The sequence below is a fragment of the Streptomyces scopuliridis genome (assembly GCF_042790125.1).
GTDB lineage: Bacteria > Actinomycetota > Actinomycetes > Streptomycetales > Streptomycetaceae > Streptomyces > Streptomyces scopuliridis_A.
Genome location: NZ_JBHTZS010000022.1, coordinates 67,416 through 83,045, shown reverse-complemented (window position 1 = coordinate 83,045; position 15,630 = coordinate 67,416). Strand labels below are relative to the sequence as shown.

General features: G+C 70.8%; 15 protein-coding genes. 5 read left to right on the top strand and 10 right to left on the bottom strand.

Features of this window, described 5'->3' with window-relative positions; translation table 11 throughout:
• Positions 1-41: 41 nt before the first annotated feature.
• Positions 42-3,416 (top strand): S41 family peptidase, encoded by a 3,375-nt coding sequence (locus ACFRKB_RS27885; protein WP_383109255.1) that lies wholly within the window; start codon positions 42-44, stop codon positions 3,414-3,416.
• A 62-nt stretch (positions 3,417-3,478) separates the two neighbouring features.
• On the opposite strand, the gene ACFRKB_RS27880 is transcribed toward ACFRKB_RS27885, so the two are convergent.
• The 4 genes from ACFRKB_RS27880 to ACFRKB_RS27865 form a co-directional block, all read right to left on the bottom strand.
• On the bottom strand, positions 3,479-3,787 hold the full coding sequence (locus ACFRKB_RS27880; protein WP_383109254.1) for a hypothetical protein: 309 nt from the start codon (positions 3,785-3,787) through the stop codon (positions 3,479-3,481).
• An 85-nt stretch (positions 3,788-3,872) separates the two neighbouring features.
• Positions 3,873-4,772, bottom strand: a complete 900-nt coding sequence (locus ACFRKB_RS27875; RefSeq protein WP_383109253.1) for an SDR family oxidoreductase — start codon at positions 4,770-4,772, stop codon at positions 3,873-3,875.
• Positions 4,769-5,656 carry an alpha/beta fold hydrolase gene (locus ACFRKB_RS27870; RefSeq protein WP_383109252.1) on the bottom strand — a complete coding sequence of 296 codons (888 nt, stop codon included), beginning with the start codon at positions 5,654-5,656 and terminating at the stop codon, positions 4,769-4,771. Before ACFRKB_RS27870 ends, ACFRKB_RS27875 begins: the two co-directional genes overlap by 4 nt.
• A complete protein-coding gene (locus ACFRKB_RS27865) occupies positions 5,653-7,275 on the bottom strand; it encodes a flavin-containing monooxygenase (RefSeq protein ID WP_383109250.1) in 1,623 nt (540 codons plus the stop codon). Before ACFRKB_RS27865 ends, ACFRKB_RS27870 begins: the two co-directional genes overlap by 4 nt.
• Before the next feature lie 138 nt (positions 7,276-7,413).
• On the opposite strand from ACFRKB_RS27865, the gene ACFRKB_RS27860 reads away from it, so the two are divergent.
• Positions 7,414-8,109: a MerR family transcriptional regulator gene (locus tag ACFRKB_RS27860; protein WP_383109249.1), complete on the top strand. Its 696-nt coding sequence runs from the start codon at positions 7,414-7,416 to the stop codon at positions 8,107-8,109.
• A 34-nt stretch (positions 8,110-8,143) separates the two neighbouring features.
• Here ACFRKB_RS27860 and ACFRKB_RS27855 read toward each other — a convergent pair whose 3' ends face one another.
• The 6 genes from ACFRKB_RS27855 to ACFRKB_RS27830 all read right to left on the bottom strand — a co-directional run bounded on the left by ACFRKB_RS27855 (position 8,144) and on the right by ACFRKB_RS27830 (position 13,269).
• On the bottom strand, positions 8,144-8,950 hold the full coding sequence (locus tag ACFRKB_RS27855; RefSeq protein WP_383109248.1) for an exodeoxyribonuclease III: 807 nt from the start codon (positions 8,948-8,950) through the stop codon (positions 8,144-8,146).
• A 609-nt stretch (positions 8,951-9,559) separates the two neighbouring features.
• Positions 9,560-11,053, bottom strand: coding sequence for a DUF2079 domain-containing protein (locus ACFRKB_RS27850; protein WP_383109247.1), 1,494 nt, complete (start codon positions 11,051-11,053; stop codon positions 9,560-9,562).
• Positions 11,054-11,101: 48 nt separating this feature from the next.
• The gene (locus tag ACFRKB_RS27845; protein ID WP_383109246.1) at positions 11,102-11,608 is read right to left on the bottom strand and encodes a hypothetical protein; all 507 of its coding nucleotides are present in this window, start codon (positions 11,606-11,608) and stop codon (positions 11,102-11,104) included.
• The gene (locus ACFRKB_RS27840) at positions 11,601-12,116 is read right to left on the bottom strand and encodes a SigE family RNA polymerase sigma factor (RefSeq protein WP_383109245.1); all 516 of its coding nucleotides are present in this window, start codon (positions 12,114-12,116) and stop codon (positions 11,601-11,603) included. The genes ACFRKB_RS27845 and ACFRKB_RS27840 overlap by 8 nt, the downstream gene beginning before the upstream one ends.
• A gap of 162 nt (positions 12,117-12,278) precedes the next feature.
• Complete coding sequence (locus ACFRKB_RS27835) at positions 12,279-12,686, bottom strand: rodlin (protein ID WP_383109244.1); 408 nt, start codon at positions 12,684-12,686, stop codon at positions 12,279-12,281.
• Between the two features lie 172 nt (positions 12,687-12,858).
• The gene (locus ACFRKB_RS27830; RefSeq protein ID WP_383109242.1) at positions 12,859-13,269 is read right to left on the bottom strand and encodes a rodlin; all 411 of its coding nucleotides are present in this window, start codon (positions 13,267-13,269) and stop codon (positions 12,859-12,861) included.
• 255 nt (positions 13,270-13,524) lie between these two features.
• On the opposite strand from ACFRKB_RS27830, the gene ACFRKB_RS27825 reads away from it, so the two are divergent.
• The 3 genes from ACFRKB_RS27825 to ACFRKB_RS27815 all read left to right on the top strand — a co-directional run bounded on the left by ACFRKB_RS27825 (position 13,525) and on the right by ACFRKB_RS27815 (position 15,597).
• Positions 13,525-13,932 carry a rodlin gene (locus ACFRKB_RS27825; RefSeq protein WP_383109301.1) on the top strand — a complete coding sequence of 136 codons (408 nt, stop codon included), beginning with the start codon at positions 13,525-13,527 and terminating at the stop codon, positions 13,930-13,932.
• A 317-nt stretch (positions 13,933-14,249) separates the two neighbouring features.
• Entirely contained in the window at positions 14,250-14,483 is a 234-nt protein-coding gene (locus tag ACFRKB_RS27820) for a chaplin (protein ID WP_383109241.1), read from the top strand.
• Between the two features lie 139 nt (positions 14,484-14,622).
• Positions 14,623-15,597, top strand: a complete 975-nt coding sequence (locus tag ACFRKB_RS27815; protein ID WP_383109240.1) for a chaplin — start codon at positions 14,623-14,625, stop codon at positions 15,595-15,597.
• Positions 15,598-15,630 lie beyond the last annotated feature (33 nt).

Sequence of the window (15,630 nt, the reverse complement as noted above, 5' to 3'; positions counted from 1 at the left end):
CCGGGAGGCGCACCGCGCGCGAAAAGTGCAGCATTGGCTAGGTGAGTGACGACGTCGCGTATCTCCGCTTCCCGCACCTTCACGACGATTCCCTGTGCTTCGCCGCCGAGGACGACCTCTGGGTCGCCCCCCTCGTCCCGGCCGGGCAGCGCCCCGCCCGCGCCTGGCGGCTCACCGTCGACCGCACCAGGGTCGGCCACCCCCGCTTCTCCCCCGACGGCAGCCACATCGCCTATACGACCTGGCGCAGCCTCGACCCCGAGATCCATCTCGTCCCGGTCGCCGGAGGACCCGCCCGCCGGCTCACCTACTGGGGCGCCACCGACACCCGTGTCTGTGGCTGGACGCCGCCCGACGCACACGGCGAGTCCCAGATCCTCGCGGTCTCCTCGCACGGCCAGCCGTTCTCGTACTTCGCCTGGGCCTACAGCCTCCCGCTCGACGGCTCCCCCGGCGGCGCGCTGCCCTGGGGACCCGTCAACGACATCGCCGTCGCGGACATCGACGGCGGGCACCGTACGCTCCTGCTCACCGGGAAGCCACCGCACGAGCCCGCCGCCTGGAAGCGGTACCGCGGCGGCGCGATGGGCAGGCTCTGGCTGCACGGCGAACGGCTGCTCGCGGACCTCGGGGGCCATCTGGACTGCCCGATGTTCGTCGACGGCCGGATCGCGTTCCTCTCCGACCACGAGGGCGTCGGCAACCTCTACTCCTGCCGTCCCGACGGCAGCGATCTGCGCCGGCACACCGACCACGACGCCTTCTACGCCCGCCACGCCTCCTCCGACGGGCGCCGGGTCGTCTACCAGTGCGCGGGGGATGTCTGGCTGGTCGACGCGCTGACGCCCGACTCGGTGCCGCGCAAGCTGGACGTACGGCTGGGCGGACAGCGCGCGGGACGGCGCGGCTACCAGGTCCCGGCCAGCAGCCATGTCGCCGGTATCTCCGTGGACATGACCGGCCGCGCGAGCGCCGTCTCCGTACGCGGCAGCCTGTACTGGCTGACCCACCGCGACGGCCCGGCCCGCACGATCGCGGACACCCCCGGCGTCCGGGTCCGGTTCCCCGTGATGCTCGGGGACAGCGGCCAGGTCGCGTACGTCACCGACGCGGAGGGCGAGGACGCGATCGAGATCGCGTATCTGCCCCGGGCGAGCGGTGAACGGCAGCCGCGACGGCTGGCCTCCGGACAACTGGGCCGCGTACGGGAGATGGTGGCGGATCCGGACGGGGAGCGGATCGCGATCGCCTCGCACGACGGCAGACTGCTGCTGATAGACACGGCGGAACCGGAAGCGGCACCGGCACCGACACCGACACCGACACCGACAGCAGAACCACCGACCGACACGGAACCGACGACCGACACCGAAACAGCCACAGAAGCCACTCCCGCCCCGGAACCCGTCACCGAACTCATCCGCTCCATCAACGGCGCCGTCACCGACCTCGCCTTCTCCCCCGACGGCGGCTGGCTCACCTGGTCCCACCCCGGCATCGGCCGCTCCCTCCGCCAGATCAAGCTCGCCAAGATCGCCGGCAGCTTCGCCCGTACGGTCGTCGACGTCACCAACGGCCGCTTCGAGGACGAGAATCCGGTCTTCACCAGCGACGGCCGCTATCTCGCGTTCCTGTCCTGGCGCGGCTTCGACCCCGTCTACGACGTGCACACCGGCGACCTCTCCTTCCCGCTGGGCTGCCGCCCCTACCTCGTACCGCTCTCCTCCGCGACCCCGTCGCCCTTCGCGCTGTCGCCCGAGGGCCGCCCCGCCGCCGGCGGGCTCGATCCGTCGGTCGGCGAGTCCGGCGACGGTACGGTCACCGTCGAGGTCGAGGGGCTGGCCGACCGCGTCACCCCGTTCCCCGTCACCGCGTCGAAGTACTCCTCGCTGTATCCGGTCAGCGGCGGCGGTCTGGTCTGGCTGCGCTGGCCGATCTCCGGCGCGCTCGGCGAGACCTTCGCCAACCCCGCCGATCTGTCGGGCCGCCCGACCCTCGAACACTTCGACATCACGAAGGCGCGCAAGAGCGAACTCGTCGGTCATCTGGACTGGTTCGTGCCGAGCGGCGACGGCTCCCGGCTGGTCGTCGTGGACGACGGCGAGCTGCGCGCCGTACCCGCCACCGAGCCCGGCGACGGTGATACGACCGTCTATCTCGACATGCGCCGGATCCTGCACGATGTCGATCCCGGGGCGGAGTGGCGCCAGGCGTTCGACGAGGCGGGGCGCATCATCCGGGCCTATTTCTGGGAGCCGGATCTGTGCGGCATCGACTGGGACGGGGTGCTCGACCAGTACCGGCCACTGGTCGAACGGGTCTCCTCCCCCGACGAGTTCGCGGATCTGCTGCGCGAGGTCCTCGGCGAACTGGGCACGTCCCACGCGTATGTGACCCCGGCCCGCCGCAACGAGGGCCCGCCGCACTACCAGCGTCCGATCGGTCTGCTCGGCGCCAATCTGGTCTGCCGGGACGGCGAGTGGATGATCAAACGGATCCTGCCCGGCGACTCCTCCGACTCCAAGGCGCGTTCGCCGCTGGCCGGTACGGGTATCCGCGAGGGCTCGGTCCTGACGCATGTGGACGGCCGGCCGGTCGATCCGGTGGCCGGCCCCTACCCCCTGCTGTCCGCCGCCGGCGGTACGACCGTCGAGCTCACCTTCCGGCCCGCGGAGCGCAACCGCCCCTCCCGACGCGTCGCGGTCGTCCCGCTCATCGACGAACGGCCGCTGCGCTACCAGGACTGGGTGGCCAAACGCCGGGAGGCGGTACGGGAGATCAGCGGCGGCAGATGCGGCTATCTGCACATCCCCGACATGGGCGGCTCCGGCTGGGCCCAGTTCAACCGGGATCTGCGCCTTGAGGTCTCGCGCCCCGCGCTGATCGTGGACGTACGGGGCAACGCGGGCGGCCACATCAGCGAGCTGGTCGTCGAGAAGCTGACCCGCCGCATCATCGGCTGGGATCTGACGCGCGACGCCCAGCCCGTCTCGTACGCGTCGAACGCGCCGCGCGGCCCGGTCGTCGCCCTCGCCGACGAGGCGACCTCGTCCGACGGCGACATGATCACCGCGGCCTTCCGGCTGCTGAACCTCGGGCCGGTGGTCGGCCAGCGCACCTGGGGCGGGGTGGTCGGGATGACGGGACGGCACCGGCTCGGCGACGGCACGGTGATCACGGTGCCCATGAACGCCGCCTGGTTCGACGCGTACGGCTGGTCCATCGAGAACCACGGCGTGGAGCCGGACATCGAGGCCCTGCGCACCCCTCTCGACTGGGCGGAGGGCCGGCACGCCCAACTCGACGACGCGGTCTGGGTGGCGCTGGACCTGCTGGCCGGGCATCCGGCCTCGACACCGCCGGGGTACGGAGCGGTCCCGGACCTGCGCCGCCCGCCCCTCCCACCGCGCACGTAACGCAAAAGGGAGGCGCACCCGGCGGAACCGGGCGCGCCTCGCTGTGTCATCAAGCCATTCACTCAAGCGTCAAAGCGGTCATCCAGGTCGTCACGCACGTTCTGCGCGTTGTGCTGAACATCGTGCTGGGCGTCGCGCTGGGCGTCACGCCGCGCCTGCTCGTTGTCCCGCTGGGCATCGTGCTGCGCGTTGTTCTGCCCCTGGTTGCGGTCCCTGACCGGTGAGCCGGAGCCGGGCTGCGAACCACGGTCGGGCTGGCCGGGACGGCCGGGCTGCTGCGTCCGGTCGTCCTTCTTGTCGCCCTGCCGCGACTTCGCCTGCTGCGCGGCGAGCTCTTCGGCCTTGTCCTTGAACTGATCGGCAATAGCCATGGAATTCACTCCTGAAAGGGTGTTGGGGGGCACCGGAGTGGGGCCTCGACCAGACTGACACGCCCGGACATTCCGCGCATTTCGATCAGTGACGCTGTGTGCGTTCCTGCTCGTCGGCCACCCCGCCCGCCCCCACAAGCCCCTTTCGCACGCCCGCCAGACGAGGTTCGAGGCGCCGCATCTCGCGCTGTCCCGCCGCCGCGATGACGGCCGGCAGATATCCGCGTACGGACTGCGTCCCGCGCAGCCACCACTGCGCGTACACATGCGCCGAGCGCCGCTCGATCCCGGCGACGAGCCGGTCCACGGCGGGACCGAGCGGATAGGTGCGGTTCGCCGGCCACGGCAGCCGCCGCCGCAGCTCCCGCATCACCTCGTCCCGGTCCGCGCCGCGCACCATGTCGGTGTCCGTCCAGGACAGATAGCCGACGCCGACCCTCACGCCCTCGTGGGCGACCTCGGCGCGCAGGCTGTGCGCGAAGGCCTCGACCCCTGACTTGGACGCGCAGTACGCGGTCATCATCGGCGCGGGGGCGATCGCGGCCAGCGACGCTATCTGGAGGAAGTAGCCACGGCTTTCGCGCAGGACGGGCAGGAACGCCCGCGCCGTCACCGCGCCTCCGATCAGATTGACCTCGATGACCCGGCGCCAGGTGTCCGGGTCCGAGTCCGCGAACGGACCGCCGGTCGCCACACCCGCGTTGGCGACGACGATGTCGACCTTGCCGAAGCGCGCCTTGACCTCCTGGGCGACCCGCGCCATCGCGGTGTCGTCGGTGACATCCGCGTACCACTGGTCGCTGTCGGCGTGCAGCCGGGCGGCGACCCGCTTCAGCCCGTCCTCCTCCAGACCGACGAGGGCGACCTTCGCGCCGCGCGCCGAGAGCTTGCGCGCCAGCAGTTCGCCGACGCCGCGCGCCGCGCCCGTGACGACGGCGACCTGCCCTTCGAGATTCCGGAAACCCCGCAGGCCCGCCCCGCTCATGCCACGTCCTCCTTCGCGCCCAGGTACGTACCGACGAGGGACCGGATCGCGCCGGTGACGGCCTCCGGGGCCTCCACGGGCGTCATATGTCCCACCCCGGTGAGTTCGGTGAGCCCCGCGCGGTCGGGCAGGGCGGCGGCCAGCGCCCGTCCGTGCACCGGTGGGGTCAGCCGGTCGTCGCTCCCCATGATGACAGCGGTGGGCACCCTCAACTCCCGTACCTCCGCGTCGAGATCGAGCGCGCCGAGGACATGCGCCCAGGCCACCCGGACGGGCCGCGGACACGCGTGCACGATCCGGGCGCACTCCGCGACACGGTCCGGCGCGGCGCCGGGGCCCATCGTCCCGTAGCGCAGGATCCGCTTCGACAGCGGTGTGACCGGCCCCAGCGAAGCGCGCCAGCCGAGGATCCGCCGGCTGATCCGGGTACGGGTACGGCCGGGCCGTATCGGTACGAGGAGCGCTTCCGGGGTCAGCCGCGAACTGCCCGTGCTGCACAGCAGGACGGCGGCCGCGTGCTCCCGGAAGACGGGCCTGCGCGCGGCGGCCATCAGCGTCATCCCGCCCATGGAGTGCCCCGCGAGGACGGCTCGCTCCCCCGGCTCCAGGGTGGCGGCGAGCACGGCCTCCAGATCGTCGGCGAGGGCGTCCGTGGAGTGAGCGGCCGGGGCGGCCGTACGGCCGTGGCCGCGCTGGTCGTAGACGATCACCCGGTGGTCCGCGGCCAGGTCCGCGAGCTGCGCCGCCCAGAACCGGATCGAGCAGGTCCAGCCGTGCGCGAGGACGACGGCGGGCCGGCCGTCGTCGCCGTGGACCTCGACATGGATACGGGTGCCGTCGGCGGAGACGGCGGTCAGTTCACGCTCCTTGTGCGGCTGCCTCATCGGACGGTCTCCTTCGCGGGCCGGGGCCCGGCGGCGCGCTTCCCGGGCGCCCGCTTCCCCGCTGCCGGCTTCTCCACCGCCGGCTTCTCCGCCTGCCTCGGCACCCGTACGGGCGGCGCGGCGGCGCGGATCACCTCGTACTCCGCGAGATCGACCTCCCGGGTGGCCCGGCGGAACTCGCCCGTCGTCCCCGGCCAGACGACGGTGTTGCGGCCCTGCTCGTCCAGGTACCAGCTGGTGCAGCCACCGGTGTTCCACACCGTCCGCTTCATGCGCTCCTGCACCCGGTGGTTCCAGGCGCGTACGGCGGCGGGCCGGGGCCCGAGCGCCACGCTCCCGCTCCGGCGCCCACCGAGCCCGTCCAACTGCCGCAGATAGTCGGCCATGTAGTTCAGCTGGGACTCGATCATCAGGATCATCGAGGAGTTCCCGAGACCGGTGTTGGGGCCGATGATCGTCATCCAGTTGGGGAAGCCCGCCGCGGTCGCGCCGCGCAGCGACTGCATCCCGTCCTTCCACGCCTCCGCGAGCGTGATCCCGTCGGCGCCCACCACCCGCTCGGCGATCGGCATGTCCGTCACATGGAAGCCGGTCCCGAAGACGATCGCGTCGGCCTCGGTCTCCGTACCGTCCGCCGCGACCAGCGTGGAGCCGCGTACCTCGGCCAGTCCCGAGGCGACCAGATCCACATTGGGCCGGGTGAGCGCCGGATAGTACGAGCTGGAGAGCAGTATGCGCTTGCAGCCGATGCGGTACGAGGGCGTCAGCTTGGCCCGGAGCGCCGGGTCCTTGATCGCCTTCGTCATATTGGCCCTGGCGAGGGACTCGACGAGCCCGAGTTCGTTCGGCCGCTTGGTGAAGGCCTGGACCTGCAACTCCCTGACGCCCCACAGGAGCCGGCGCCGCAGGGTCCCGGTGAACGGCAGTGCCCGGTGCAGCCGTCGCTCGGCCCCGGATATCGCCCGGTCGACGCGCGGCATCACCCAGGGCGGTGTCCGCTGGAACAGCGTCAGCCGGCCCACCTCGGGCTGGATCGCCGGCACGATCTGTATGGCGGAGGCGCCCGTACCGATCACGGCGACGCGCTTGCCGCGCAGGTCGTAGCCGTGGTCCCAGCGCGCCGAGTGGAAGACCTTCCCCGGGAACCCGGCGAGCCCGGGAATCTCCGGGATCTTCGGATCGGAGAGCGGGCCGGTCGCGGAGACGACGACATCGGCGGTGAGTGTTCCGCGCGAGGTCTCGATCTCCCAGCGCAGGGCGTCGTTGTCCCAGCGCATCAGCCGCACCTCGTGGTTCAGCCGCAGATGCGGCCGGAGCCCGAAGGTGTCCGCGACATGCTCCAGATACGCCCTGATGTGCCGCTGCCCGGAAAACGTGCGCGGCCAGTCGGGGTTGGGCGCGAACGAGAATGAGTAGAGATGTGAGGGTACGTCGCAGGCGCATCCCGGATAACTGTTGTCCCGCCAGGTCCCGCCGACCGAGTCGGCGCGCTCCAGCACCACGAAGTCGGTCATCCCCTCCCGTCGCAGCCGGACGGCCGCCCCGAGACCCCCGAACCCGGACCCGACCACCGCCACGTGTACGTGCTCGCGCTCGTGTTCATGCTCGTGCTGGCCCATACCGCCTCCTGACACCGGACGACACCGCGCAACTCCGCCAGTAATCACTGGCATGGTCTGGAGCGTAGAGCAGTGCCGTACTGATGGGTAGGGGTTGGGGGCGGCAGGTTACCGCGAGTACGCCATAAGCTGGCGGGCATGTCAGAAGGCCGCGAACCCCGCGAGTACCGCATGGCGGAGCTGGCCCGCGAGGCGGGCATCACCGTCCGTACCGTGCGCTTCTACCGCGAGCGCGGCCTGATCCGGCCGCCGCGCCGGGAGGGCCGGATCGCCTGGTACGACGACCGTCACCTGGCCCGGCTCCGTACGATCGCGGGCCTGCTGGAGCGTGGCCACACCCTGACCGGCATCGCCGACCTCGCCACGGCTTTCGAGAGCGGCCGGGACGTGGGCGAGGTGCTCGGCCTCGGCGAACCCACCGAGGAGACCCCGGTCCGGCTCTCCCCCGAGGAACTCGCCGACTACTTCGAGGACGAGGTCACCCCGGACAACCTCCGGGCCGCCCTCGACCTCGGCTATCTGGCCACGGACGGCGACGACATAGTCCACATCAGCCGCCGCCTGCTGGAGGTTTCGGCGGCCCTGGTCCGCGAAGGCGTCCCGCTGGCAGCGGTCCTCGAAGCCGCCCGCCGCGTCCGCGCCCACGCGGACGCCCTGGCCGAACTCTTCGCCACGGCCCTGCGGACCCACACCGCCACCCCGGACACGGAGAAACTGCGCCCGCTGGCGAAGAGCGTGGTGGATGCGGAATTCTCCCTGGCCCTGGACCGCCACCTCCGCACACCCCCGGAACCCCCCACGCCCCCCAACCTCCCTGAATCAACCGCGGGTTGAGGCCCGGTCGCCGTGCCCTTCGCCCCGGAGGGCGTCACCCGAGATCGTAGGTGACCGTCACCGGCGCGTGGTCGCTCCAGCGTTCCGCGTGGGTCGCGGCCTTCTCGACGTACGCCTTGACCGCACGCGCGGCCAGGCCCCGCGTCGCCACGTGGTAGTCGATGCGCCAGCCCGTGTCGTTGTCGAAGGCGCGGCCCCGGTAGGACCACCACGAGTACGGGCCCTCGCGGTCCGGGTGCTGGGCGCGGACGACATCGGCGTAGTCCGCGCCCGTCTCCTCGAAGACGCGGGTCAGCCAGGCACGCTCCTCGGGGAGGAAACCGGAGGACTTGCGGTTGGCGCGCCAGTTCTTGAGGTCGGCCTCCTGGTGGGCGATGTTCCAGTCGCCGCACACCAGCACCTCGCGCCCGTCCGCCGCCGCGCGCTTCTTCAGCTGCTCCAGGTACGGGAGGAACTCGTCCATGAACCGGATCTTCTCGTCCTGCCGCTCCGTGCCCACCTCGCCCGAGGGCAGATAGAGGCTGGCGACCGTGACCCCGGGCAGATCGATCTCCGCGTACCGCCCGCTCCCGTCGAACTCCGCGCTGCCGAAGCCGATCCGCGTGCCCTCCGGCTCCCGCCGCGAGTAGAGCGAGACGCCCGCGCGCCCCTTCGCGGCCGCGGGCGCGTGCAGGGCGTGCCAGCCCTCCGGGGAGCGGACCTCCTCGGGGAGCTGCTGGGGCTCGGCGCGTACCTCCTGGAGGCAGATCACCTCGGCGGAGGTGCCGGCCAGCCACTCCACGAAGCCCTTCTTCGCGGCGGCGCGCAGTCCATTCACATTCACGGAGGTCACAGTGAGCATTCCGACACACTACCCGCCCCGCTCAACCGCCCTCGGGCCCGGTCGCCGCTATTCCGACGCCCCCCGTAACGCGCCGTAATCCCAGCCCATGGAATTCCCCGCGCGTTCACATCGCTCACACCGCGCCGCGAGCGCTCCATTTGTTCCGCTCCGCCACGCGCGCGGAGAGCGCCCCGGAAACGGCGCCGCCGCGCGCCACGCCCGGTCCCTTGCCGTCGGGGCAAATCGATTGCCCGCACTCGCACTTGGGCCACCTGAGCCCGGACCCCGGCACCAGATCGGCGCCCTCGACTCCGCGTACGGTCATTCCGCCAGCCCCCGCAGTCCGACGGCGACACGCTCCACCAACTCGCGCGTGGGCTCGGGAAAATCCGGCGGCACCCAATCCGGATCCCATCGCACATAATCCTGGCCCCCGCCCGATGTCGCCGGCTTGTCGATCTCTTCGATCGAGAGTGAATCCCTAGCCATAGGTGCGAGTCCTCGCCTCTTCGTGTGCAATTCCTCGTTTCTACACCCGAAGTGACCTTTACTCACTACTCCGCATGGGGAAATCTCAGTGACAACCCATATGGAACAAAGGGGAGTTGAACGCATGAGCGAGCCCGGCTACTCCGCGCCGGTCGCCCGTTCCGTCACCCGTTCCAGCACCAGATAACCGCCCGCCTCCCCCGCGACCGTATAAGTGGCCCGTGGGTGCAGCCGCTTCGCGTACGCCACCGGATCACCGACCCACCCGCTCCCGTTGTCGAGCGCGATGTACTCCGGGGTGATGCCCCGCGTACTGCCCACCCAGAAGACCCGGCAGCGCGAGGTGAGCCGGCTGATCGGCCCCACGTTGGCCTCGACCGTCGCATCGTCGGGGATCCGGTCCAGCAGCCTCTCCACCGCCCTCACCTCGGGCCGGACACGGTACGTGTCAGGTTCGGCCAGGGCCGACAGCGGCAGCGATGTCGTCAGCGCGAGCGCCGCGCCCGCGACCGCCGCCGGCAGCTGGCGCGCGTACGAACGCAGCCAGGGGCGAGCGGCGCGGCGGGCCCGCTCGGCCGCGTCGACCAGCGCGAGCATCACGATGGGCATCAGTACGGCGCTGTAGTGCCAGTCGGTGCCCCAGTAGTGGTCGTCCGACGACAGAAAGCGCCAGCCGAGCGTGGGCAGGGCGATCAGTATCAGCGGGGAGCGCAGCGCGAGGAGCCCGGTGGTCGGCAGCAGGAGCCAGAGGAGGGTACGGAACTTGGTGTCGAAGCCGTCGAGGGGACCGCCCCCGCCCTCGACCTTGACCCAGTAGTCGTACGTCTCGGCCGAGTTGAAGGCCGGTATGACGAACGCGAACGTGAGAACCGCGGCGACCACCGCCAGCGCCGCCACCGCCAGCGCGTCCGGCACCATACGGGGCGCCGTACGCCGCGCCCGCGCCGCCACGACCAGCGCGATCGCGGCGGCGGTCAGCCCCAGGTCCTCCTTCACCAGCACCAGCGGCAGCGCCCAGCACAGCGCGGCCCGCCAGCGGCCCGTCAGCAGCGCTTCCAGCGAGAAGGCGATCAGCGGGACCGCGAAAGCGATCTCGTGGAAGTCGAACTCGACCGCGCGCTGCACGCCCCACGACAGGCCGTACCCCACCCCGATCGCCACCCCGGGCCACCGGCCCAGCAGCCGCGACGCGACGCGGGTGACGGGGACGGCGGAGAGCGCGAACAGCACGGCCTGGGCGACCAGCAGCGTGACGGGCGTCGGGAAGAGCCGGTACGCGGGGGCCAGCAGCACGGTGACGGGGCTGAAGTGATCGCCGAGTATGTTCACGCCCGGCCCCTTGAGGTCGGCAACCGGGGCCCGCAGCTGCGCGTACGCGCGTATCACCTGCTCGAAGATCCCCAGGTCCCAGGACATCGTGCGCAGTTGCCGGTATCTGCATATGGACATCGCGGCGTACGCGCAGAACAGGACCACGGCCACGATGTACGGATCACGGACCCGGACGGACCGCGCCGGACCCGCGGCCGGTTCGGGAAGCGGCGCGGACGGGGGCGGGGAAGAGGGCCCGGAAGGGGCGGACGGCTGGCTCGGCGTGCCGGTTTCGGACAGGGCGAGGCTGACTCCGTGCATGGGTGTGAGGTCTCTCTGTGGGGACGCGCCGGTGATACCGGACAGGACCTATTCGGCCGACGGCCTGGAGGTACTCGCTCCGGGAGGCGGCACCGTGAGCGACGGCGTGATGCTGGGCGACGCCGACCCGGACCCCGAGCCCGGCCCCGGGCCCGGAGGCGCGGGCGAGCGCGAGGGGCTGCCGGACGGCACCCCGCCGCCCGGTGAGCCGTTGGACGTCTCGGCGGACGCGGTCGGAAGGGACGGCGAGGCGAACTGGCTGCGAGTGGACAGCGGACTGGACGGCGACGCGGACTGCGACGGGCTGATCGAGGGGACGGGACGGGCGGGCGGCTGCTCGGAGGTGAGGTTCAGCGCGGCGACCGCGCTCGCTCCGCTCAGCACACACACCGCGCACGCGGCGGTGAGGGCCAGCGTCGTACGCCGCCGCCGCGTCCCGCGCGCTTCGATCTCCTCGACGGGCAGCGGCAGCACCTGCCGACCGCCCCGGTCCGCGGCGTGCTTGAGCGCGGCGGACAGGGGATCCTCTCCGCCACTTCGATGGAACTCAGGCACCGTTCTCCTCCTTGGAGGTGTCGGAGGGGGGTGAGTCGTCGAGCCCGGCCGCGAGCGCGGCCCTGGCCCGGGACAGATGAGTCTTGACGGTTCCGGTCGAGATCCCGGCCTCGGCGGCCACCTGCTCCACCGTCAGGTCGCAGACGTAGTACAGGACCGCCGCCAGACGCTGCCGCTCCGGCAGCCGCTGAAGTGCGGAGACGAGGGCGACCGTGCCGGGCTCGGGAGCGGCCAGGGTGCGCGGTTGGCTTCCGCTGTACCGCCGCCAGGCCTCCAGGGCCCGGCCCCGCCTGCGCCACCGGCTGACCGCCAGCCGGAACGCGACGGTACGGATCCACGCCTCGGGTCCCGCGTCCCTGTCCAGCTTCGCCCGGCGGCCCCAGGCGCGTACAAAGGCTTCCTGCACCACGTCCTGAGCCTCGTGAAGGTCTCCGGTCATCAGGTACACCTGTCCCACCAGCTGCTGAACGGAGTGAGCGTAGAACTCCTCAAACTCCTCGACGGTCATGCGGCTCCCAGGACGTGGTCAGATCTCAAGGGGTATACGCATGGGGGCGGAGATCCGGTTGACACCGTTCCGCGAATTTCTTCCGTACCCGTCGCGCACTGAGCCCGGACATGCCGGAGGCCCGGCCCCGCGCAGTGCGCCGGGCCGGGCCTCCGAGTGGGGTCAGCGGTTGCCGACACCGTTCCCGGACAGGACCGGGATGTCGTCCAGGATGTGCGACAGCGCCTCGTCGCCCTTCGCCTGCGTCGAGTTCTCGACACACTGCTGGTTCTGCGGCGAGGACAGCACGTTGATGTCCTGGACCGCGATCGGAATGGCGCCGATGAGGGAGCCGACGTTCGCCTTGAGCGGCAGACCGACACAGGGCTTGTTCAGCGAGCCCTGGACCAGACCCAGCTGCGGGCTCATGTCGCCCTTGGTGGACTGGTTGCCGAAGGCCTGCTTCGCACCGTTGCCGCTGAGCGACGTGGTGCCCGAGTCGTCACCGATGGCAAGCGCCGGCGACACGGCGGCGGCCGTGGCTCCGACGATCGACGCCGCTACGGCGGCGGTTGCCCACAGCTTCTTCATTTAAATACCTTTCCGGAAAGTCGGACTCCGCCGGTGGAGTCCGACATGCTCAACTCGCTCACGGATGGATTAGTTTCGGCGGTTCCCTCGAACGGCGTAATTCGATAGCAGAGAAAAAGGCCGGCGCACCGCGGAATTCAGCGGCGGCCGGCCTGTCGGCCCAGCCGATTTCTCAGCGGTTGCCGGTGCCGTTCCCGGACAGGATCGGGATGTTGTCCAGGATGTGCGACAGCGCCTCGTCGCCCTTCGCCTGCGTCGAGTTCTCGACACACTGCTGGTTCTGCGGCGAGGACAGGACGTTGATGTCCTGGACGGCGATCGGCACGAAGCCCAGCAGGGCACCGGCGTTCGCCTTGGCCGGAAGTGCGATACAGGGCTTGTTCAGCGAGCCCTGGATGAGGGCGATCTGCGGGCTCATGTTGCCGTGGGTCGCCATGTTGCCGTAGGCCTGCGTGGCGAAGTTCCCGCTGGCGGACGTGGTGCCACCGTCGTTGCCGACGGCGAGCGCGGTGGGCGCGGCGGCGGCGGAAACGCCGACCACGGAGGTGGTGACGGCCAGACCGGCCATGACCTTCTTGATCACGATGAGTCCCCTTCTGAAGGAAGCCCCTAAGTCCCCGGGGCTACTGGTGCAACTCCAGACCCCGGGTTTGGTTCCGGCCGTTCACTCCAACGGCGTATTACCGGGGATCAACAGGGCCGCCATTCCCGGGAAATCCACGGGACAATGCCGCGATTACCGGCAAGCCGATCGAGTGAAGCAGCGGAACCAAACAGCTGGCGACCGGTTGTGCAGGTCGCTCCGCATGCATTCTTTGATGAAAAGGAACACATCGTGATCAAGAAGTTTATGGTCGGCGCGGCCGTCGCCGTCTCGGTGGTCGGTGTCACGGCCGCGGCAGCACCGGCGTTCGCCATCGGCAATGACGAGGGCACCACCTCCCTCAGCGGAAACGGCGCCAAGGAAGCCTTCGGCAACCAGTCCACCAAGGGCAACATGAGCCCCCAGGCGGACCTGATCCAGGGCTCGCTGAACGACCTGTGCCTCGGAGTGCCGGTCAAGGCCAACGTCGGCCCGCTCTTCGGCCTCCTCGGGGCGCTCGCGGTCCAGGACGTCAACGTCCTGTCCAACCCGCAGAACCAGCAGTGCGCGGAGAACTCCACCCAGGCGAAGGGCGACGAGCCGCTGTCGCACATCCTCGACGGCATCCCGGTTCTGTCCGGGAACGGCACGGGCAACCACTGATCCCGCGCCTCCCGCACCACGTACGGGCCGGCAGGGGCGACGGAGCCCCGGCCGGCCCGTACGGCACTTCCGGCGGCGAATTGAGGATGCGGCGGATCTGCGTAATACTCTCAAATCCCGGATGCATTCCGGGATACGCGGTAAAGAAAACATTCCCAGGGCATACGAGTGAATAAATGACTTCCGTATTCTCGGACAGTTTCTTCGGCACCGCGTAATCGTTGGACCTCCAGCAGCGGACGTGTGAGCCGGAACAGCCGTGCTCGCGTTCCACGAAAGCCGTGCGAACGTATTCGCCGCTGCGGAAAGGGCTCAAGATGAAGTGCAAGAAGGCCGCAACGGTGGTCGCAGGCCTGCTCCTGGCCATGGGTTCCGCTGCCCCGGCCATGGCCGACGCCGAGGCGGAGGGCGTAGCCGCCAACTCCCCGGGTGTCCTCTCCGGCAATGTCGTTCAGGTTCCCGTGAACATCCCGGTCAACGTGTGCGGTAACACGGTCAACCTCCTCGCCGCGCTGAACCCGACCGCGGGCAACCACTGCATCAACAAGTGACGTTGTAAGAGCACCCCACCGGGTGTTCTCCGCCGGTCCCGGGGCGCGAGCGACATGCGCCCCGGGACCGGCCTCAGTTGGCACCGATTTCAACCAACGACCACTGCCGGCCGCAACGGGCCGGCAGGAGGAGAACCAGATGCGAGATCTCATCAGTAAAGGACTGCTCACCGCCGCCGCGGCGTCGAGCGTCCTCTCCATGAGCGGCGGTTACGCCCAGGCCGTGGACGCCGACGGGGCGGCCGTCGGCTCACCGGGCGTGCTGTCCGGGAACAACGTTCAGGTGCCTCTGGAGATCCCGGTCAATGTCTGCGGGAATACGGTGGATCCGGTCGGGGTACTCAACCCGGCTTTCGGCAATGCCTGCGCCAATACGTCGAGCGCGCCGAGGCACGCGTCGCATCAGGCTCCCGCTCCCCACGCGGCTCCCGCGCCCCACTCGGACCAGGCGCCCCACACGACTCCCCCCGCGCATGGTGCTCCCCCGGCGCACGCGACACGGCCCGCTCCCGAGGCTGACGGCAACGGCATGCCCGCGGTCCCGCACCAGGGCCACGCGCCGCACCACGGCGCGCCCGGCCACGCGTTCCCGGGCGGGTACCACCACGAGGCCGCCGGCTCCACGCACGCCTCCGGCGCCGCCGTCGGCTCGCCCGGCGTGCTCACGGGCAACGTCCTGGAGGTCGTCCCCGACATCCCGCTGAACGTCTGCGGCAACTCGGCGGATCTGATCGGCGTCCTCAACCCGGCCTTCGGCAACTTCTGCGCGAACGGCACCCCGGAGGCGCACCACGGAACCCCCGGTACCCCCGGCATCCCCGGATCTCCGGCGGCCCCCGAGGCCCCCGGGGCCCCGGAAGCCGCCATGCCGCCGGGCGACCGCGCCGGGGACCCGGCCTCCCCCGCCACGTATCCGCGGACCCCGGCCCCCCGGGGTTCGTCCGAAGCGGTCCTGCCCGCCTCGGTGCCCAGACCCGCGGCCCCCGACGAGTTCGCTCAGCTGGCCTCCACCGGCAGTGATCTGAACATGCTCGCCATGGGCGCCGCGAGCGCCGGTCTGCTGCTCGGTGGCGGAATCCTCTACCGCCGCAGCACCGCCGCCTCGCGCGTCTGACGGCGTATCCGCCCTGCCGGGAGAATCACAACG